Source organism: Xanthomonas sp. AC360, assembly GCF_979258225.1.
Genome location: NZ_OZ409846.1, coordinates 4,946,119 through 4,966,973, shown reverse-complemented (window position 1 = coordinate 4,966,973; position 20,855 = coordinate 4,946,119). Strand labels below are relative to the sequence as shown.

Annotated in this window: 13 protein-coding genes; 7 read left to right on the top strand and 6 right to left on the bottom strand. The window is 63.9% G+C overall.

Annotated features, from left to right (window positions below):
- Nucleotides 1–83 precede the first annotated feature (83 nt).
- Genes metX through ACZZ0O_RS21390 form a run of 3 tightly spaced genes read left to right on the top strand, consistent with a single transcriptional unit; the run spans nt 84 to nt 3,231 of the window.
- Nucleotides 84–932 (top strand): homoserine O-succinyltransferase MetX, encoded by an 849-nt coding sequence (gene metX, locus ACZZ0O_RS21400; RefSeq protein ID WP_463602949.1) that lies wholly within the window; start codon nt 84–86, stop codon nt 930–932.
- Entirely contained in the window at nt 929–2,146 is a 1,218-nt protein-coding gene (locus tag ACZZ0O_RS21395) for an O-succinylhomoserine (thiol)-lyase (RefSeq protein WP_115528609.1), read from the top strand. The genes metX and ACZZ0O_RS21395 overlap by 4 nt, the downstream gene beginning before the upstream one ends.
- Nucleotides 2,143–3,231: a homoserine dehydrogenase family protein gene (locus tag ACZZ0O_RS21390; protein WP_323515401.1), complete on the top strand. Its 1,089-nt coding sequence runs from the start codon at nt 2,143–2,145 to the stop codon at nt 3,229–3,231. Before ACZZ0O_RS21395 ends, ACZZ0O_RS21390 begins: the two co-directional genes overlap by 4 nt.
- Nucleotides 3,232–3,580: 349 nt before the next feature.
- On the opposite strand, the gene ACZZ0O_RS21385 is transcribed toward ACZZ0O_RS21390, so the two are convergent.
- The gene (locus tag ACZZ0O_RS21385; protein WP_323515400.1) at nt 3,581–4,576 is read right to left on the bottom strand and encodes an alpha/beta fold hydrolase; all 996 of its coding nucleotides are present in this window, start codon (nt 4,574–4,576) and stop codon (nt 3,581–3,583) included.
- Between the two features lie 570 nt (nt 4,577–5,146).
- Nucleotides 5,147–6,529 (bottom strand): L-serine ammonia-lyase, encoded by a 1,383-nt coding sequence (locus ACZZ0O_RS21380; RefSeq protein WP_055849375.1) that lies wholly within the window; start codon nt 6,527–6,529, stop codon nt 5,147–5,149.
- A gap of 86 nt (nt 6,530–6,615) precedes the next feature.
- Here ACZZ0O_RS21380 and ACZZ0O_RS21375 point away from each other — a divergent pair, with 86 nt between their 5' ends.
- Nucleotides 6,616–6,849: a glutaredoxin family protein gene (locus ACZZ0O_RS21375; protein ID WP_463591789.1), complete on the top strand. Its 234-nt coding sequence runs from the start codon at nt 6,616–6,618 to the stop codon at nt 6,847–6,849.
- A 482-nt stretch (nt 6,850–7,331) separates the two neighbouring features.
- Here ACZZ0O_RS21375 and ACZZ0O_RS21370 read toward each other — a convergent pair whose 3' ends face one another.
- The 4 genes from ACZZ0O_RS21370 to ACZZ0O_RS21355 form a co-directional block, all read right to left on the bottom strand.
- Complete coding sequence (locus ACZZ0O_RS21370; protein WP_463591788.1) at nt 7,332–7,916, bottom strand: cold shock domain-containing protein; 585 nt, start codon at nt 7,914–7,916, stop codon at nt 7,332–7,334.
- A 131-nt stretch (nt 7,917–8,047) separates the two neighbouring features.
- Nucleotides 8,048–8,617 (bottom strand): YceI family protein, encoded by a 570-nt coding sequence (locus tag ACZZ0O_RS21365; RefSeq protein WP_463591787.1) that lies wholly within the window; start codon nt 8,615–8,617, stop codon nt 8,048–8,050.
- 9 nt (nt 8,618–8,626) lie between these two features.
- A complete protein-coding gene (locus tag ACZZ0O_RS21360; RefSeq protein WP_463591786.1) occupies nt 8,627–9,190 on the bottom strand; it encodes a cytochrome b in 564 nt (187 codons plus the stop codon).
- On the bottom strand, nt 9,187–9,849 hold the full coding sequence (locus ACZZ0O_RS21355) for a YceI family protein (protein ID WP_463591785.1): 663 nt from the start codon (nt 9,847–9,849) through the stop codon (nt 9,187–9,189). The genes ACZZ0O_RS21360 and ACZZ0O_RS21355 overlap by 4 nt, the downstream gene beginning before the upstream one ends.
- Nucleotides 9,850–9,945: 96 nt before the next feature.
- Between ACZZ0O_RS21355 and ACZZ0O_RS21350 the strand changes: the two genes are divergently transcribed.
- The 3 genes from ACZZ0O_RS21350 to ACZZ0O_RS21340 all read left to right on the top strand — a co-directional run bounded on the left by ACZZ0O_RS21350 (nt 9,946) and on the right by ACZZ0O_RS21340 (nt 20,801).
- Nucleotides 9,946–13,512: a hybrid sensor histidine kinase/response regulator gene (locus ACZZ0O_RS21350; RefSeq protein ID WP_463591784.1), complete on the top strand. Its 3,567-nt coding sequence runs from the start codon at nt 9,946–9,948 to the stop codon at nt 13,510–13,512.
- Nucleotides 13,513–13,594: 82 nt separating this feature from the next.
- Nucleotides 13,595–17,158, top strand: coding sequence for a sensor histidine kinase (locus ACZZ0O_RS21345; RefSeq protein ID WP_463591783.1), 3,564 nt, complete (start codon nt 13,595–13,597; stop codon nt 17,156–17,158).
- 64 nt (nt 17,159–17,222) lie between these two features.
- Nucleotides 17,223–20,801 carry a hybrid sensor histidine kinase/response regulator gene (locus ACZZ0O_RS21340; RefSeq protein WP_463591782.1) on the top strand — a complete coding sequence of 1,193 codons (3,579 nt, stop codon included), beginning with the start codon at nt 17,223–17,225 and terminating at the stop codon, nt 20,799–20,801.
- Nucleotides 20,802–20,855: the final 54 nt, after the last annotated feature.

Below are 20,855 nucleotides of genomic sequence, written 5' to 3'. Positions count from 1 at the left end.
GTGTCGTTGCCGATGCGCCATGCCGGTATGCGCGAGGTGCGCCTGCGCTACGAGTTGATCGGCGCTGCCAATGCGCCGGTGGTATTCGTTGCCGGCGGCATCTCCGCCCATCGGCATCTTGCGGCCAGCGATGTGTTCCCCGAAAAGGCTGGGTGGATGGCCAGGTCGGTGCGGGCCGCGCGCTGGATCCTGCATCGCGCCGTCTGTTGGCATTCGACTTTCTCGGTGCCGATGGCACGCTGGATGCGCCGATCGATACCGCCGACCAGGCCGACGCGATTGCGGCGCTGCTGGACGCGCTGGGAATCGCCCGCCTGCACGGCTTTGTCGGTTACTCGTATGGCGCGCTGGTCGGGCTGCAATTCGCCACCCGTCATGCTGGCCGCGTGGGCACCTTGATTGCGGTGAGCGGGGCGCATCGCGCACATCCCTATGCCGCGGCATGGCGCGCACTGCAGCGCCGCGCAGTGGCGCTGGGCCAGCTGCAATGCGCGGAAAATCACGGGCTGGCGCTGGCGCGGCAGTTCGCGATGCTCAGCTATCGCACGCCGGAAGAATTCAGCGAGCGCTTCGATGCGCCGCCGGAAGTGATCAATGGCCGCGTGCGTGTAGCCGCCGAAGACTATCTGGATGCCGCCGGTGCGCAGTACGTGGCGCGTACGCCGGTCACCGCATACCTGCGCCTGTCCGAATCCATCGACCTGCACCGTATCGACCCGGCGCAGGTGAGCGTGCCCACCGTCGTGGTGGCGGTGGAAGGCGATCGCCTGGTGCCGTTGGCCGACATGGTCAGCCTGGTCGAAGGTCTTGGCCCGCGCGGCAGCCTGCGTGTGTTGCGCTCGCCATATGGCCACGACGCCTTTCTGAAAGAAATCGATCGCATCGACGCGATCCTCACTACTGCCCTTCGCATCACCGGAGAAACCGCATGAGCTATCGTGACCACGCCGACGCCCCTTGTACCGCCGCCACTGCCGCCGTGCGCGCGGGCATCGACCGCGATACCGCCTACGGTGCGGTGACCCCGCCGATCGTGCTGTCGTCGAACTTCTCCTTCGATGGGTTCGGCAACAAGCGCCAGTACGACTACACCCGCAGCGGCAACCCCACCCGCGATCTGCTGGGCGAAGCGTTGGCCGAGCTGGAAGGCGGAGCGGGTGGGGTGATCACCTCCACCGGCATGGGCGCGATCAATCTGGTGCTCAATGCGCTGTTACAGCCCGGCGATACGCTGGTGGTGCCGCACGATGCCTACGGCGGCAGCTGGCGCCTGTTCAATGCGCTGGCCAAGAAGGGCCATTTCGCGCTGATCACTGCAGACCTCACCGACCCGCGCTCGCTGGCCGATGCATTGGCGCAGTCGCCCAAGCTGGTGTTGATCGAAACCCCGTCCAACCCGCTGCTGCGCATCACCGATCTGCGCTTTGTCATCGAAGCGGCAAAGAAGGTGGGTGCGTTGACGGTGGTCGACAACACCTTCCTGTCGCCGGCGCTGCAAAAACCGCTGGAATTCGGCGCCGACGTGGTGCTGCACTCCACCACCAAGTACATCAACGGCCATAGCGATGTGGTGGGTGGTGCGGTGGTGGCGCGCGATGCCGAGCTGCATCAGCAACTGGTGTGGTGGGCCAATGCGCTGGGCCTGACCGGCTCGCCGTTCGATGCTTTCCTCACCTTGCGCGGCCTGCGCACGCTGGATGCGCGTCTGCGCGTGCATCAGGAAAATGCCGATGCGATCGCTGCGTTGCTGGACGGGCACGCGGTGGTCAACCAGGTGTATTTCCCGGGACTGGCATCGCATCCGGGCCATGCGCTGGCGGCGCGTCAGCAGAAGGGCTTCGGCGCGATGATGAGTTTTGAATTGAATGGTGGCGAAGCAGCGGTGCGCGCCTTCGTCGATGGGCTGCGCTACTTCACGCTGGCCGAGTCGCTGGGCGGAGTGGAAAGCCTGATCGCGCATCCGGCTTCGATGACGCATGCGGCGATGACCGCCGAGGCACGTGCGGCGGCCGGAATTTCCGATGGTTTGTTGCGGTTGTCGATCGGGATCGAATCGGCCGAAGACCTGCTGATCGACCTGCGCGCCGGTCTGGCGCGTGCCGAAGCGACCCTGACTGCGGCCTCCCGCAAACAGGTCGACGCGTGAGCAGCGTATTGCCTGTTTCGCGACGTGCATCCGCGGCGACGGTCACCCCCACGCCACGTTTGGCATTGCTGGGTACTGGTACCGTGGGACGCGCCTTCGTGACGCGCTACACCGCCCTGCAGCAACGCCAGCTGCGGTTGCCGCGCTTCGATTGGCTGGCCAACTCGCGGATCGCTCAGGATTGTGGCGTGAGTGCAGAGCAGGCATTGCTGCAGGCCAACGCGGCGCCGCGTGGCCAGGCGGTGTTGCAGCCGTGGGCCGAAACCGTGGCGCTACGTGCTGGTGACGTGCTGGTGGATGCCACGGCCAGCGATGTGGTGGCCGATTGGCATGTGGAGTGGTTGGGGCGCGGCGTGCATGTGGTCACCGCCAACAAGCTGGGTCAGGGCACGGCGTTGTCGCGTGCGCAGGCGCTGCTTGCCGCCCGCCATGCCAGCGGTGCGCATTACGGCGACAGCGCCACCGTGGGCGCAGGCTTGCCGGTGTTGAGCAGCGTGCGCGCACTGGTGGCAGGTGGCGACCATATTCATTCGATCGAGGGCGTGCTGTCGGGATCGTTGGCATGGCTGTTTCATCGCTACGACGGCAGCGGCGCGTTTTCGCAATGCGTGCGTGAGGCAGTGGCAGCGGGGTACACCGAGCCGGATCCGCGGATCGATCTGTCCGGCGAGGATGTGCGGCGCAAGCTGTTGATCCTGGCGCGTGCGGCCGGTTGGCAGCTGGAGGCCGAACAGGTGCATGTTGAGTCGCTGGTGCCCACCGGCTTGGCCAGCGTGTCGATCGCTGAACTGGACGCGCGATTGGGCGCGCTGGATGCCGAGATGAGCGCGCGTTGGCAGCAAGCACGCGCAGCAGGGCGGTGTCTGCGCTTTGTAGGCCGCGTGGACGCGCATGGCGCAAGCGTGGGTCTGCGTGAGCTTGCGTTGGACCATCCCTTGGCCGGTGGCGCCGGCACCGACAACCGTGTCGCCATCAGCAGCGACCGTTATCGCGAGCAGCCGTTGTTGATCCAGGGCCCGGGTGCGGGTGCGGAGGTCACTGCGGCCGCGTTGCTGGACGATGTACTGCGGATCGTGGCTGGTTGATGTGGGGAGTGGGGTCGCGGACGTGCGGCATCTCTCGCAAGCGTGTCCGGGTTGTGTGCAGGCGTCTGGGGTGTTGGCGGTCGAGGACGAGAGAACGTCTGCGCGTTCTCTGCGTCTTGTCGCTTGACCGGCGTGTGTGCGGCTCCCAGCGCTGTAACGCGCCTCGTCGCTCGCAAGACGACGATTCAGTCACGACAAGCATCCGACCGATTCGATCCCGGTGGCCTGCAGCCGTCTTCTGCAGTAATCGTCTGACCAACGCTGCGCGATGGCCGCAACCGGGAGCAATCCGGCTGCGGTTCGCACAAGGCATTCACCCACGGCATCGGTCTGCCGCGCGCTGTGGCGGTTACGGCGTGAGCGCCTTCAACAGCGCGGCGTTGAAACGCGCCGGGTCCTGCACCTGCGGCGAGTGCCCCAGGTCTGCAAATTCGATCAAGGTCGCATTCGGAATGGCCGCAGCTGCCTGCTTGCCCAGTTTGGTGTAATCGCCGACGCGCGCCTTGACCTCTGGCGGGGCGGTGTCCTTGCCGATTGCGGTGCGGTCCTTGAGACCGATGAACAGCGTGGTCGGCACCGCCAACTTGGGCAGCTCATAGACGACCGGTTGGTTGAAGACCATGTCGTAGGTCAGGGCCTGATTCCAGGCGACCGCCTGTTTGCCGTCGCCCAGCGACATGCCTGCCTGCATGCGCGCCCAGCGTTCGAATTCGGGCTTCCATTGACCGGCGTAATACACGTCCATCTGGTACTTCTTGATACGGTCGAAGCTGATCTTGAGTTCGTTGTCGTACCAGGCATCCACGCTGCGCCACGGAATGCCGGCGGCCTTCCAGTCTTCCAGGCCGATCGGGTCGACCAGGGCGAGGTGTTCGGTGGCCTGCGGGTACATCAGCGCGTAGCGGATCGCGAGCATGCCGCCCATCGAATGGCCGACGACCACGGCGCGGTCGATCCCCAGCTTTTGCAGTAGCGCGTGTGTGTTGTCGGCGAGCTGCGCAAACGAGAACTGGTAGGCCGCCGGCTTGCTCGATTTGCAGAAGCCCACCTGATCCGGCGCGATCACGCGATAGCCGGCCTGGCTCAGGGCCGCGATGCTGGATTCCCAGGTGGCCGCGCAAAAATTCTTGCCATGCAGCAGCACGGCGGTGCGCCCGTTCGGCTTGCCGGTGGGGGCGACATCCAGATACGCCATTTCCAGCGCTTGCTGCTGCGACGTGAACGCGTAGGTCTTGACCGGGTAGGGGTAATCGAAGCCTTCCAGACGCGGGCCATAGCTGGCTTGCTGGGCCATCAGCGGGCCGCAGGCCAGGGTCAGTGCGAGTGCACAGGCGAGGTGTCGCATCGTGTTTCTCCATCCGGGATCCGTGCGGGAAGGCTACATGGCGCACCGTGGTGGAGGCGTGGATCCGGGCGTTGCCGCGGCAGTGCGCACGTTGTGGTGGAAGCCGCGGGTGCGTGCGGGTTGTCCTCATCCGCCCTTCGAGCAGCTTCGCGCGTGGCGGGATGGGCAGATGCCGTCTTGCTATTTTCGCTGCTGCGGTTTCAGCTAACTACAGACAGTGCGTGGTGTCTTGAGCCATGCGAACGAGGCGCGCGCTGTCGCTGGTCTTCTCAGGGCAAACTGACGTGCAGTGTGACTTTTCAAAAGAAGCGCAGGTGCGATTTAGCGCTGTTGTTCGCCAGACGCGCAGGGCGGCAGCGTGGTACGCAAGTGGGTGTCGCACTGCGTGGTCGAGATGCCGCTTTGCGCTGCGCGTCGGGCAGACGCGCGCGGACGCTGCGCTTGCTGCATCGTGCAGACCGACCACGCCTTGCGCTCACCGCGGCGCGGCTAGTCCCTGCATTTCGCTACGACGCACAAACGCATTCCAATGCTGGGCACAGACGCCGCATCAAAATGCTATCGGCAGACTCAGCACTCGATCACGTTCACCGCCAGGCCGCCGCGGCTGGTTTCCTTGTATTTGTCCTGCATGTCGCGGCCGGTGTCGCGCATGGTCTTGATGACCTTGTCCAGCGAGACCTTGTGCTTGCCGTCGCCGCGCATCGCCATACGGCTGGCGTTGATTGCCTTCACCGCGCCCATCGCATTGCGTTCGATGCACGGGATCTGCACCAAGCCACCGATCGGATCGCAGGTCAGGCCGAGGTTGTGTTCCATGCCGATTTCGGCGGCGTTTTCGATCTGGCCCGGGTTGCCGCCAAGTGCGGCAACCAGGCCGCCGGCTGCCATCGAACAGGCCACGCCCACTTCGCCCTGACAACCGACTTCGGCGCCGGAGATCGAGGCGTTTTCCTTGTACAAGATGCCGATGGCCGCTGCGGTGAGCAGGAAGTCGAAGATGCGTTGTTCGGACGCGCCGGCGCAAAAACGATCGAAGTAATGCAACACCGAGGGAATGATGCCGGCCGCGCCATTGGTCGGCGCGGTGACCACGCGGCCGCCGGCTGCGTTTTCTTCGTTGACCGCGAGTGCGTACAGGTTGACCCAATCCAGCGTGGTCAGTGGGTCGCGCATGGCCGCTTCGGGTTTGGATGAGAGCTCGCGATACAGTGCCGGCGCGCGACGCGACACGTTTAATCCACCGGGCAACGTGCCTTCCTGGCGGATACCGCGCTCCACGCAGGACTGCATCGCCACCCACAGTTCGCGCAGGCCGGCGCGGATTTCGTCTTCGCTGCGCCAGCTCTTTTCGTTTTCGAACATCAGCGCGGCGATGCTCAGACCGCTGCGTGCGCATTGGGCCAGCAGTTCGTCGCCACTGAGAAACGGATACGGCAGCGGCGTTTCGTCGGCCACGATGCGGTCGTCGGCGGCGTCGTCCTGATTGACCACAAATCCGCCGCCCACCGAGTAGTAATCGCGGGTAGCGATCACGCCTTCATCGGCATCGTAGGCAGTGAAGCGCATGCCGTTGGTGTGGTAAGGCAACTTCTGCCGCTTGTTCATCGGCAGGTCGCGCTTTTCGTCGAAGCCGATCTCGTGCTGCCCCATCAGTGTGATGCGCTTGCTGCTGCGGATACGATCGAGCGTGGCAGGAATGACGTCCGGGTCGATCAGGTTGGGGCGATGGCCTTCCAGCCCGAGCAGCAACGCCTTGTCGGTGCCGTGGCCGCGGCCGGTCAGCGCCAGCGAGCCGAACACCTCGGCGCGGATGCGCACCACATCCTGCAGGCGGCCGGCATCGAGCAACCAGCGATGCACGAAACGCTCGGCGGCGCGCATCGGCCCCACGGTGTGCGAGGAACTCGGACCGATGCCGATCTTGAACAGGTCGAACGTGCTGACAGCCATGGGTGCCGGAGAGGTGAGCGTAAAGGCGGCTATTCTAGTCGCTCGACGATTGCGGCACGGCTGCAGCGCAGCATGAGACCTGTTCGATGGCCCTGACCCTGTACCAGCGCGACGATTGCCACCTCTGCGACCTGGCGGTGGAAGTACTGGCGCAGGCACGTGCCGGCGAGTTCAGTAGCGTGTTTATCGACGACGATGTGGCGCTTGAGGCCGCTTATGGCTTACGTGTGCCGGTGTTGCGCGACGTGCACGGACGCGAGCTGGACTGGCCGTTCGATGGCGTGCGGTTGCGCGCGTGGTTGAACGCCGCTACACGCTGATGCGGCGTGTGCGCATGCGATACGCGCCAGCTTATTGATTTGGAGCGGCTGAAAACGACTTCACGCCGGTCTGGTGCGGAGCTGCGGGTCTGCGACTTGGCTGCAGGGTCCTTGCCCACCCACCCTCGCGGGACACGCTGCAAGTACGTCCTTGTAAGCTCTTACGCGGCATGCATGCCGCGTAAGGTCCCGCGAGGGTGGGCGGGCAGGGACCCGTCGAGAGTGTCGGGGTGCATGGCTTTAAAAAAAGCCACCGACTCACTCTCTGCTGCGGTGTCCTTGCCGATTGCGGGACCGGGTGGCGGCATGGATGCCGCCACCTAGCCTTACACGGGCGTACTCGCGGCGTGTCCCGCGAGCGGTGAGGGTACCGATCGCGCGACCGACTCGGCGTTTGACCTGGGCTTTTGACTGCATCTAGCAAGACGCGGCTAACACACGATTCTTGTCGGCCGACCGTCCAAGGTGTCAGCCGCATTGATTCAACGGCACCACTGGTCCTCGCACGGCACACCATCGTGGTCGCCGTCCATTGCGGTATTCGGGCAATGCTGCAGTACGTAAGTAGCTTCGGCGCAGGAACTCATCTGTGTGCAACGCGTGCGCCCGCCACAGCTGTATTGCGCGGTGGGCGCAGACGCGGGAGCGGTTGCTACGGACGGCGTTGGCGACGACGTTTGCTCCAATACCGGTGTCGGGGTGAACACATCGATCAAGTAATCGCGCTGCTGATAGGCAAACGCCCCGCAACCGAGCGCCAGCATCATGAGCAAGGCCTTGCCAAGCCCGATCTGCCCTTTTGCCGGCGGCGTGCGTGTCGTATTGCGTCGTGCAGGGGCGTTGTGTTTTGGCGCGTGCGTACCGGCACGCACGACCCGCACCGCGCGCGGGCGACCATCCGGACCCGGCTCGGTTTCGAAAGAGACCACTTCGCCGATACGTGGCGCCTCGGCGCTGCGCGCAAACGCAGAAATGTGCGCGAACACGTCATCGCCCGGTTGAGCAGGGGTGATGAAGCCGAAGCCGCGGTCGGTATTCCAGCGGGTCAACGTTCCATGTGTGCGCATTGGCGGCGTCCCTGAGTAGACGCCAAGTCTAGCTGTCGTGCGGTGTCATCCCGCATGCGGGCATAAAAAAGCGGCGGACCCGACGAGGTAGTCCGCCGCTCAGTGGCCGCGTCCGGTTGCGGCCTGTGGCCTTACTTCGCCTTCAACACGACCTTGGTGCTGATCGCGGTTTCGTTGGGGATGGTCTTGGTGTCGGCCCAGTCGCCACCGCCCACGCCGAAGTCCAGCCGCTTCACCAATGCCTTGCCGGCCAGCACGGGCTGCGCGCCCGGTGTCCAGGTGAATGTCAGCGTGACCGGCTTGTTGACGCCGCGCAGTTCCAGGGTGCCGTCGGCCGCGTACTGGTTGCCGCCGAGCGCACGGAACTTGTCGGCGCGATAGCGCGCGGTGGCGAACTTGGCGACGTTGAAAAAGTCCGGGCCTTGCAGGGTCGAATCGCGATCGTTATTGCCGCTGATCGCGCTGGCCAGCGGGATGCGCACATCGAGCTTGGCGGCGGCCAGATTGGCCGGATCGAAACTCAGCGTGGTGTCGAAACCGGGGAACTTGCCGGTGAATACTTCGCCGTCGTACTTGCTGGCGAACACCAGCGACGAGCCGGGCGCCTGGACGTAGTCGGCGGCCAGCACCGGCGCGGTGGCGAAGGTGGCGACCAGCGACGCGGCGACCAGCAGGGGAGAGGCGAACAACTTGGACGACATGGGAAATCCTTAGGGTTTGGAGGACAGCCAGCCGCGCGGCAACATCCGCGCCAGGGTGGCATCACGCTGGAAAATGTGGTGGTACAGCGCAGCGCCGGCGTGTGCCAGCACGACAGCGATCAACAGCCAGAAGCCCCACTCGTGGATGGCATGGGAGGTGGCGCGTAGCTGCTCGTCCGGGCCGCTGAGCTTGGGCACCGCGAACAGGCCGAACCAGCGGAACGGGCGCAAACCGCTGCTGGAGTCGTACAACCAGCCAGAAAGCGGCATGGCGAAGATCATTGCGTACAGCAGCCAGTGGGTCAGCCCGGCGATCCGTTCCTGCCAGCGCGGGGTGCCCGCCACCGGCGGCGGCGCGCCCGCATACAGACGCCAACCCAGCCGCGCGATCACCAGCGCCAGCACGGTCAGCCCCACCGATTTGTGCGCGGTATAGACCCAGAAGTATTTCGGTGTCTTGGGCAGCTCGCCCATGGTCAGACCGACGATGCCCAGCACCAGAATCAGCAAGGCGATCAGCCAATGCAGGGTCTGGCTGACACCGCCCCAGCGCTCGCTATTTTTCAGGCTCATGTTCCCGATTCCTGGCTTGCGGGCGCGTCAGTGGTGGCAGGTTCGGCTTGCGGTGGCGCTGCGTCGTCGTCGGCACGGCCTTCGCGCACGGCTTCGGCTTCAATGCGCAGTTCCACGCTGTCGCCGATCATCGATTTCCACGCATCGATGCCGAACTCCGCCCGACTCAGCGTGGCGGTTGCCGAGAACCCGACAGTGCGGCGAAACGGCGGCAGCGGATGGCGTTTGAGTGCGTTGAGGGTAACGTCCAAGGTCACCGGGCGGGTGACGCCGTGCAGGGTCAGGTTGCCGGTGACCTTGGCGTGGTTCTCGCCGCTGGCCTCCACGCGCGTGGAGACGAAATGCGCGTCGGGAAAGCGCTCGGCGTCGAGTAGGTTACGTGCCAGGGTGGCCTCGTTCCACTTGGCATCGCCCAGGTCGGCGCGGTGCAGCGGCACGGTCACGTCCAGCCGCGCGGCTGCCCAGTCGTCCGGGTCGAACACCAGGGTGCCGCTACTGCCCGACACGGTGCCCAATGCCTTGGAAAAGCCGGCATGTTCGACTGCAAACAACACGCGGGTGTGCACCTGATCCAGCGCATAGCGCACCGGTGCGGCGGAGGCGGCCAGGCTGGTCAATGCCAGAGCGGGAAGGAGCAACAGGCGGGCGAGGGGTGTCATGGGCGGATTCTAGACACATCCCGGCGCTGCGCGCGCGGCTTGCGCTTGCAACGATCCATTGCGAGCATGCCGGCTGGACGTGGAAAGGATTCCCGCATGCGCGGTCTGTTATTGGGGTTGCTCGTTGCGTTGATGGCGTTGGTGGCGTTGCCGGCCCTGGCCGAGGTGCCCGCCATCCCGCGCTTTCGCATCGTGGGTGCCGCCGAAGGGCTGCCCTCGACCATGATTACCGCAATCGCACAGGATCGTGCGGGCTATCTGTGGATGACCACCACCGATGGCCTGGTTCGGTATGACGGCGCCGAGTTCAAGGTATGGCGTAACGATCCGACCGATCGCTACTCGCTGCGCAGCAATAACCTGCAGGCGATGTATATCGACGACCAGGATCGCATCTGGCTGGCGCTGGCGGGTGCCGGGTTGACAATGCTGAGCGCCGATCGCAGCAAATTTACCGCCTATCTGCCCGACGACGTTCCCGCGCTGTCGTTGGGAGACATCTATGCCATTGCCGGCCGCGGCGATGAGATCTGGCTCGGCATGTCGACCGGGAATGTCTTGCGCCTGGATGCCAAGGGAAATTTCAGCTCACTCGATCTGTCCAAGATGGAAGACCCACTAGACCCCAATCCGGTCTATGCCCTGGCCCTGGACGACCGTGAGCGCATGTGGATCGGGACGCTCGGCGGTTTGGCGTACTACGACGGGCTGGCCTTGCACCGCGTGCGACCGGATGGCGATGCCGGCGGCATCAATGCGCTGCAGTGGGTAGGGCAACGGTTGTGGAGCTCCTCGGACACCGGGTTGCGCTACATGGATTCCTCCGGTGGCTGGCATACGCCGACCTGGGCCTCGATGTTTGCGACAGGCAATCGGGTCTGGACGGTGGCCGATGCCGGAGATGGCGAATTCTGGCTCGGCACCGAGCAGGGGTTATGGCACACCCGCGCCGGTCATCCACCGACGCCGGTCAACAACGGGGATGAACCGTTGGTCTCCAATCGTCATGTCACCACCATCTGGCGAAGTCCGCATAGAGGGATCTGGGTGCCCCTGCATGGCCGTGGGCTTGCCTACCTGCGCGAGGACTGGCATCGGACGGCAGCTTTCAAGCAGGTCAACGATCAAGGCAAAGGCATCTCTTGCAGTCTTGCATTGGCCAATCGCTCTGGTGGTCTGTGGCAATTCGACAGCAGTGGCAGGTTGCTGCGCTACGACACGTCGTCTGGTGCCTTGGTGCAGACCGGAATCCAGCATCCGGATTTGCGTGAGATGGCAATCACCTCCGCACTGGAAGACAGTCGCGGGCAGCTCTGGCTTGGTAACGGACGGCACGCACTGTCGCGTCTGGATCTGACCACTGGTGGGCTGACCCATTTCACCGGGGATGGACCCGACGAGGCGGTGTTCTGGATCGGGGAGCCGGGCGATGGCACCGTGTGGACAGCGTTCGAGCAAGTGATCCAGCGACGCGACCTCGTCAGCGGGCGCGTCCTGGAGACGATCTCCCCAAACGATCTGCATGGCCTGAAGGAGTTGCCGTACTACCAGATCAGCCTGGGGCCGGATGGGCGTGTGTGGATCAGCGGTACTGGCGGAGTGTATGCCTGGCATGCCGACACCCATCGATTCATGCTGGTGCCGGGGCTGGATGTCAACTTTATCCAGCGCTTTGTCGTCAAGGATCGCAATCGCATCTGGCTTTACCGCCCCGGTAGCATCGAGCACTGGGAGCAACGTAATGGTGTCTGGAAACGGGGAAGCCGCATTCGCGCTGCCGAAGGATTTCCTGCCATGGATGCCTACGGTCTTGAGCTGGATGCGCTTGGGCGTGTGTGGATGTCCGGCCCGCGTGGCCTATGGCGTATCGACCCCCGCACAACCCCTGCCAAAATCCGCAGTTTCAGTGCACGTGACGGGTTGACCAGCCAGGAGTTCAGTCGCCGCTGTCTGCTGATGTCCAACAACGGTGTGTTGGTGGGCGGGACCGCCGACGGGTTCACGCTGCTGATCGATACCAATGCGCCGGATGTTCCCTCGTTTACCCCGCAGATGCGACTGGAAGCAGTGAGTGTCCAGCAAGGCGATCGACGTCGCGCATTGCCGATCGGCGGTGGTTTTTCGCTGGTACCGAGCGATCGTCAGTTGCGCATCAATATGCGGCTGCTGTCTTTCATCGACCCGATGGCGAACCGGTACCGCACGCGATTGAACGGCTTCGACACCGATTGGGTCGAGCATGGGGCTGCGGGGATGCGCGAGTTTTCATCGTTGCCGCCGGGCAATTATGTGCTTGAGATGCAGGGTGTCGATCCACTTGGCAATGCATCGCAGGTGCAATCGTTGCAGTTCTCGGTGCTGCCACCCTGGTGGCGCAGCGATATCGGTATTGCAGTGATCTGCATGCTCGGCCTGCTGCTCAGTGCACTGCTTGCCGCGGCCTACCGGCATCGCGTGCGCATGCGGGCGCAGTGGCAGCTGGCCCAGCACAAGCGCGAGTTGGCAGAGCAGGCGTCGTTGGCCAAGACACGCTTTCTGGCGACCTTGGGGCATGAGGTGCGCACACCGATGACCGGTGTGCTGGGGATGAGCGAGCTGTTGTTGCAGACACCGCTGGATGCGCGCCAGCAGGGCTACGCCGGCGCGATCCAGTCGGCCGGCAAGCACTTGCTGCGACTGGTCAACGATGCCCTGGATCTGGCGCGGATCGAAGCCGGCAAGCTGCCGCTGGACAATCGCGATTTCGATCTTCGCCTGTTGATCGGGCAAGTGGTCGAACTGGTTCGTCCCAGTGCCGAGCAGAAGCAACTGGCGTTCGCGTGCGAACTGGATGACGCGCTGCCGCCGGCACTGCATGGCGATGCCAGCCGGGTGCAGCAGATTCTGCTCAATCTGCTGTTCAATGCGGTCAAGTTCACCGAGCGCGGCGGCGTGCAATTGCGCGTCTCGGCGTTGCCGCAGAGCCCGACGCAAGGCATCCGGGTGGAGGTGCGCGACACCGGCCCCGGCATGAGCGCCGAGCAACGTGGGCGCCTGTTCCAGCGCTTCGAACAGGCCGAAGGCGTACTGACCCTGGCCCGGCATGGCGGCAGTGGGCTGGGCCTGGCGATCTGCCGTGAGCTTGCTGCGGCGATGGGCGGCGTGGTGAGCGTGGACAGCGAATTGGGGCAGGGCGCGTGCTTCGTGGTGGAGCTGCCGCTGCGTTGGGTGGCGACGTTGCCTGCGGCGGCACCGGCTCCAGCACGCGCGGTCGCTGCCCGGGATCAGGCACCGCTGCAGTTGCTGCTGGTGGAAGACGACCCGACCGTGGCGCAGGTGATCGTGGGGTTGCTGCAGACGCGCGGGCACCAGGTCACCCATGTCTTGCATGGGTTGGCCGCCTTGGCCGAGGTGAGCACGCGGAGCTTCGACGCCGGATTATGCGATCTGGATCTGCCTGGCCTGGACGGTGCCGCGCTGGTGGCGCAACTGCGCGCGCGCGGGGTGCGCTTCCCGATCGTGGCGGTGACCGCGCGGGCCGACGCCGATGCCGAGCCGCAGGCGATGGCGGCTGGCTGCAATGGTTTCCTGCGCAAGCCGGTCACCGGTGAGCTGCTGGCGAACGCCCTGGCAAGGGCGCTTGCCGACGCTGCCGACTCGCCGGACGACAGCGCCGCCGACTAGGGGCAAGTGTGCTGGAGCGGGTAAAGTGCAGTCCGGCCGGGGAGTGCGCGCGATCGCGCAAGTGGCCGCGACAAGGACGACCATGAAGACGCTAGTGCGGTGTTTGCTGGCATCCATGCTGCTGCTGTTTGGCATGGATGCGGTGGCAGTCAATCAAATCGAGACGCCGCGGATGCGCCGGTTCGGGCCTGCCGAAGGTCTGCCTTCGCGCATGGTGCTGGCAATGGCGCAGGATCGGCAGGGCTATGTCTGGGCGGCGACCAGCGACGGCCTGGCGCGTCATGACGGTATCGGCCTGGAGGTGTGGCAGCACGACCCGCACAATGCCCGCTCGATTCCCGGCAACGAGGTGGAAACGCTGCTGGTCGACGATCGCGACCGGGTGTGGTTGGGCGTCAACGGCTCGCCAGTGAGCATGCTGGATGCGGACCGTGCGGCATTCACGACTTTTCCGGACGTTGCGCAAGCCTGTGTCGGGCAGGTCTGGGCGCTGGCGCAGGCGCAGGGTGCGCTGTGGATCGGCAGCAGCGGCGGTGGCCTGTGCCGTCGTGAGGAAAATGGCCGCATCACCGTCTTCCGTGCCACGCCCGACGCAGTGGACGGGCTGCCCAGCGACACCATCATGAGCATGCTCACCGATGCACACGGCCGCTTGTGGATCGGTACCGCGGGCGGGTTGGTGATGCGCGACGGCGAGCGCTTCGTACGCGTCGCACCCGACCGCCTGAGCGCGACTGTCTTCAAGCTCAGCAAGGATCCGGACGGCACGCTGTGGGTGGGAAGCGGCAGGGGCTTGTATCGGGTGACACCGGCCGGTGTGTTCGAACCCGCACCCTGGGAAGGAGCTTCCAGCGTGCGTGCCGGCAGCGTGGTGCACGACGTGCATGGTGGTTACTGGATGGGTGCGGCCGATGGGTTTTTTCGCGTTGCGCCGGGCGAGACCAAACTGCGCGTCATGGAAGGCGATCGGGGCAGCGGCTTTCTCACCGCCCACAGCGGCGTGCTCGATGTGATGCAGGACCGCCAGGGCGGGCTGTGGTTGGGGCTGATTTCGCAGGGGTTGGCCTATCTGCCGCCGGACTGGCGGCGTTTCTCCACGATCCTGCAGGCGCAGGGCAAGCCGCTGGAAAGTATGTACCTGATGAACGCGGCCGCTGACGGCGACAGCTTCCTGGTGACGACCGGCGAAGGGGTGTATCGCGTCGGCGATCAAGGCGAGATCGTCCCTGTGCTGCATAGCGATGTGCTGGGAGGCGGCAGCGTGCAGTCGGTGCTGCCGGCCGGCGACGGCAGCCTGTGGGTGGCGCTGCAGAACGGCGTGACCCGCTATCAGCCCAAGACCGGAGAAAAACACCCACTGGCAATGCAGATCGACACCTCCGACGCGCATCGCGTGGAGCTGATGACGCCGGGCATCGATGGTGAGTTCTGGTTGTCGATCGTCGAAGGCGGCGTGCAGCGGCGTGCGGCCGATGGCCGCCTGCTGGCCACCTTTCGCTTCGGTACCGACCTCAGCGAAGTGGGTGACATGGTGCAGCAACTGCTGGTCCGTCCGGATGGCTCGGCATGGGTGGCCGCCGGTGACGGGCTGTGGGTCTGGCAGGGCGAGCGCTTTCGCAAGGTGATCGGCGGCGCCGGCGCTGCGTCTGAAGTCTATGCGTTGGCGTTCGTGTCGCCGCGCGAGTTCTGGGCCGGGCGGCCTGGGGCGATCGAGCGCTACCGCTGGGATGGCCGGCAGGCACATCTGCTGGAGCGGGTGGGACATGCGCAAGGCATGCCTTCCACCGAGGTTCGCGGCCTGGCGTTGGGCGGCACCGACACCGTCTGGGCGACCACCTCGCGCGGCCTGTACGCCTACCGGCGCGGGCAGCCGCAGGTGCGCATGTTCGGGCAGCGCGACGGCCTGCCGGACAGCGAATTCTCGATGCGCCCACCGGTGACCGGACCCGGCGGGCAGGTGTTGGCATTGACCACCAGCGGCATCGTGTTGTTCGACCCTGCGCAGCCATTCGCGCCGGCACCGGTGGCGCGGCTGGTGATTGAATCGGTGCAGGTCCGCCGCAACGATGCCGAGCGTCCGCAGGCACTGCCGCACAAGGGGACGATCGTGCTGCAGGCACGCGATCGCGATCTGCGCATCAGCGCGCGGTTGTTGTCGTTCGTCGATCCTGCCTCGGCGCGCTATCGCTACCGTGTGGAGGGTTACGACGCGGGGTGGGTGGAGCAGGGCGCTACCGGCGAGCGCGTGATGTCGCGGCTGCCGCCCGGCGACTACCGCATCGACGTGCAGGCGCGTGCCGGCGACGGCGACTGGATCGCCGCACCGTCCCTGCACCTGCAGGTGCGTCCGCCGTGGTGGCTGAGTACGCCAGCGCAACTGGTTGCGGTGCTGCTGGGCGTACTGCTGGTTTGCATGGGCGTGTGGGGCTGGCGGCGACGCGTGCGGCGCCAGCAGGAGTGGGTGCTGGCGCAGCAGCGCCAGCAACTTGCCGAGCAGGCTTCGATCGCCAAGTCGCACTTTCTGGCCACGCTGGGGCATGAGGTGCGTACGCCGATGACCGGTGTGCTGGGCATGAGCGAGCTGCTGCTGGCCACCCCGCTGGATGCGAAACAGCGCAGCCATGTCGATGCGATCCGCAAGGCCGGTGCGCATCTGCTACGGCTGGTCAACGATGCGCTGGATCTGGCACGGATCGAAGCGGGCAAACTGGAATTGGTGCAGCAGCCGTTCGATCCATCGCAGCTGACCCAGGAACTGGCCGACTTCATGCAGCCCATCGTCGAGGCGCGCGGGCTGCGGTTTCATTACCGCAATCAGCTGCCCGCCAATCTGTCGGTGATGGGCGACGCCACGCGCGTGCGGCAGATCCTGATCAATCTGCTCGGCAATGCGATCAAGTTCGCCGAGCGCGGTGAAGTGGGGCTCTCCGTCAGCCGGCATGGCGACTGCCTGCGCTTCAAGGTGCGCGATTCCGGCCCCGGCATCGGGCCCGAGCAACAGAAGCATCTGTTTCAACGCTTCGAACAGGGCGAAGGCGCGCGTACCAGCTCGCGCTATGGCGGCAGTGGGTTGGGGCTGGCGATCTGCCAGGAGCTCACGGTGGCGATGAAGGGCCAGATCCGTGTCCGCAGCCGACTCGGCGTCGGGACCCAGTTCACTGTGGACCTGCCGTTGCCCATCGATCGGTCGGCCCCGCGCAGTGCTGCGGGCGAAACACGCACGCTGGCCGGCGCGCCGCTGCGCATCCTGCTGGTGGAAGACGACCCCACCGTGGCCGAAGTGATCAGCGGGCTGTTGATCGGGCGCGGCCATCGCGTGGTGCATGCCGCACACGGTCTGGCGGCACTGTCCGAAGCGGTCGATGGCGGCTTCGATGTCGCGTTGCTGGACCTGGATCTGCCGGGCCTGGACGGCTTTGCGCTGGCCTCGCAACTGCGCCGGCTCGGTCACGGCTTCCCGTTGCTGGCGGTCACCGCACGCGCCGATGGCGATGCCGAACGCCAGGCGCAGATCGCCGGTTTCGACGGATTCCTGCGCAAACCGGTGACAGCGGACATGTTGATCGAGGCGATTGCGGCGGCATGCGAGTTTGCACGTACTCGCGCAAAGAGGTTGGCTGGAGTGGTGTTTGGAGGGGAGGCCTAAGATGCTCGCGCTTGCCCCAGCACGATGTGGCCCGCACTATGCAACAACTTGTAGCGAAAAATTCATGTCCCACCTACATCCGTACCCCTCTCGCTGTCAGCGTCTTGTCAGGCTGCTGTTCTGCCTGCTGATAGCAGTGTGGTTTGCGCCTGCCTATTCAAGTGTTCCGCTCACTCCAATTCCAATTCAACTGACGGTAGCAGACGGCCTGCCTTCTAACACAGTTACCGACTTTGCAGAGGATAGGCAGGGCTATCTGTGGATCGCTAGTAACGACGGCCTAGCAAGGTTTGATGGCCGTAACTATCGCATCTGGCGAATGGAGGAAGGATTAGCTAGTAATAACGTGTGGTCTGTCTGCATCGATGATGATGATCAAGTATGGATCGGCCTAGACAATGGCGGAGCGGGTGTCTTGAGCTCCAATCAGCGCACTTTCAAGCATTTGGAGGATAAGCGTTTTCCGGAGTTTGGCGAGACCACGGTTTGGGCTGTCGCCGCGTTAGATCGCGATATTTGGTTTGGGACATCAAAGAGTGGTTTGTATCGACGGCGTCTAGACGGAAGTATGCAGCGATTTAAAACAGTAGCAGGCGATTCATCCAGTCTACCGTCCGACTCGGTCAATGCACTCAAGGTTACTCCAGACGGCAATCTATGGATTGGTACCAGCGCTGGGCTTGCACGATGGAACGGTAAAAACTTTGATCGCTTAGCCTTGCCAGGGGCCACGCAAAGTGTAAATAGCCTGCGTTTAGAGCGCGATGGGACACTTTGGGTTAGCGACAAAAACAAAGGATTTTTTAAAATTTCTCTCAATGGTCACTTTGTTGAGCAGCCTTGGAGAGACACCTCTCGGGCGCAGCAGGTGATAGGTATGCTCTTGCGTGATCGCAAAGGGCGTTACTGGCTGGATACGATGTCTGGTTTAGGTGTGTCCGACGGTTTTCAAGTAAGTGATGTCCCAATATATAGCCTCTCCGCGCACGGGATAGTGAAGCCTAATTGGGCGGTAACCTATGAAGATAGGGACGGAGGAGTTTGGTTTGCTAGCTTGAACGGGGGGCTTTGGCACCTGCCGCCAGGCTGGGATACTTTTTCAGTGCTGTCATATCACGCCGAAGATCCTCAATCAATTTCTAACCCATCCGTACGAGTCGCCGCACCCTCTAAGTCTGGTGGTGTTTGGATATCAGGGAGTCGTGGTGTACTGGAGCGACTGGACCCAGCGACTGGTCGACTCGAGCGACATGGCCGCGCAATAAGCGATGTGAGTTGGCCTAGCATCATTGCTGAAAGTCCCAAAGGGTTTTTGTGGGTAGGTGCCGAAGAATGGCTGGTTCGCTATGACCCGCAGACAAGGAAGATCTCGCGCTTGCCGCTCTCGGACGATTCCACATCACCGATCTATTCGGATAGTTCAGATCGCATTGCATTTGATGCGCAGGGGCAGATATGGATTTCATTGCTTAAGTCCGGCATCCAGGTTCGGAACGGAGATGGTCGTTTGGTTCGCAGTATTCCTTACGGTAGCCATGGTCTGGACACATCCAGTATCCGGGATCTGCGCGAGGGTCCAGATGGCCAGATCTGGCTAGCGAACAGTACCGGCCTCCTGCGGTGGGACCCGCGCGAGGATCGCTTCAAGACTGTGCTCGGGGCGCCAGCCTTACCGAGTTATGTGTTTCGCTTTGGTGAGGCCGGCATTGTCTGGATCGGGTTTGTTGGAGAGTTGAGACGCTATCTTTGGGATGGAAGCCAACTTAAACATCTGGACACTGTAGACAAGAACCAGGAGTTCCCGAAGGTAGCGCCGAATGGATTGGTGATCGATTCGGGAGGTGTAGCTTGGGTTTCTAGTGCACGCGGACTGATTAGAGTTGATCCCGGCAGTAAGATGGTGAGGGTCTATGAAGTGCACGATGGGCTTCCTAATCAGCAATTTCAGGAAAATACGCTAGTCCAGGCAGCAAGTGGACAGATCCTTGGCGGTACGCCCGACGGGTTGGTGGTGTTCGATCCAGCAACGATGCGCCCTAACTTACGCCGCCCTCGTATTTTGATTGAGCGCGTAGGTCTGCGACGTGGTGAGAAGGGGTTGGATGTAACTGGCGTGGAGCCTTTGCAGATCCAAGACGGAGATCGGGATCTGCACATCGTGGCGCGCATGCCTACGTTCGCTAATCCTCAATCCAACAGTTACCGCTTCCGTCTGAGCGGCTATGACCCGGACTGGATCGATGTCGGCCCCAGCGGCGAGCGGCTGTTTTCACGTTTGCCGCCTGGTCACTACACTCTGGAAGTCCAGGGGCGTACTGCGGACGGGATTTGGTCGGCCAGCCAGAAGCTGGGATTCCAAGTGCTCCCGCCGTGGTGGCTTGCACCATGGGGAGTGATATTGCTTGGCTTCATCGCAGTCTGCATGATTGTTGCAGCGGTGTTGTTGTATCGCCGGCGATTGCGCCGGTTGAATGCCTGGCAGTTGGCGGTGCACAAGCAGGAGTTGGCCGAGCAGGCATCGCTGGCCAAGACTCTCTTTCTGGCCACGCTGGGGCATGAAGTGCGTACGCCGATGACCGGTGTGATGGGCATGAGCGAGCTGTTGCTCAAGACGCAACTGGATCACCGGCAACGCAGCTACACCGAATCCATCCGTCGTGCCGGTGCGCACCTGTTGCGGTTGGTCAACGATGCGCTGGACCTGGCGCGCATCGAATCCGGGCGCCTCGAGCTGGATCAGCAGCCGTTCTCGTTGCGTCAGCTGGTGGCCGAGGTCGAGGCGTTGATGGCGCCGCTCGCACAGGAGCGTGGCTTGCGTTTCAGCCTGGAAGTGGGCCTGCTCGGGGACATCACCGCCAGCGGCGACCCTACCCGGATTCGGCAGATTCTGCTCAATCTGCTCAGCAACGCGATCAAGTTCACCGAGCGCGGTGTGGTCGGTTTGAAGTTGACCACGCTGGGGTCGTATCAGGGCCTGCGGTTCGAAGTCGCCGATACCGGACCGGGCATCAACGCCGACCAGAAAGCGCGATTGTTCCAACGGTTCGAGCAGGGCGATGGCGCCAAGACCACCTCGCGCTACGGCGGTAGCGGTCTGGGTCTTGCGATTTGCCAGGAGCTGGCCCTTGCGATGGGCGGGCATATCGAGGTGATCAGCCGGCTTGGCTCCGGTACGCGATTTGTCGTGGACTTGCCGCTGCGTTGGGTCACCTCCAACGCAGCGCTGAGCGGTGAGGTGACGCGTGCCAGCGCGGTGATCGCGCCGCAGCGCATCCTGCTGGTAGAAGACGACCCGACCATCGCCGAGGTCATCATCGGCCTGCTGCGCTCGCAGGGGCATTCAATGGTGCATGCACCGCACGGCCTGGCCGCATTGACCGAGGCCGCCGACAACACGTTCGACCTGGCGCTGCTGGATCTGGATCTGCCCGGCCTGGACGGGTTCGCACTCGCGCGGCAATTGCGCGTGTTCGGTTACGAGATGCCGCTGATTGCGGTGACCGCACGTTCCGATGAAGCCGCCGAACCAACCGCCAAGGAAGCAGGCTTCGACAGTTTCCTGCGCAAGCCGCTGACCGGCGACATGCTGGCTGACACCATCGCCGATGCGTTGCGACGGGTCCGTCCGCGCGAAGACATCTAAAAAAACCGCCGCATCACTGGCGACACCTGTGCCATGCGCGGCCTGCGCCCCGCG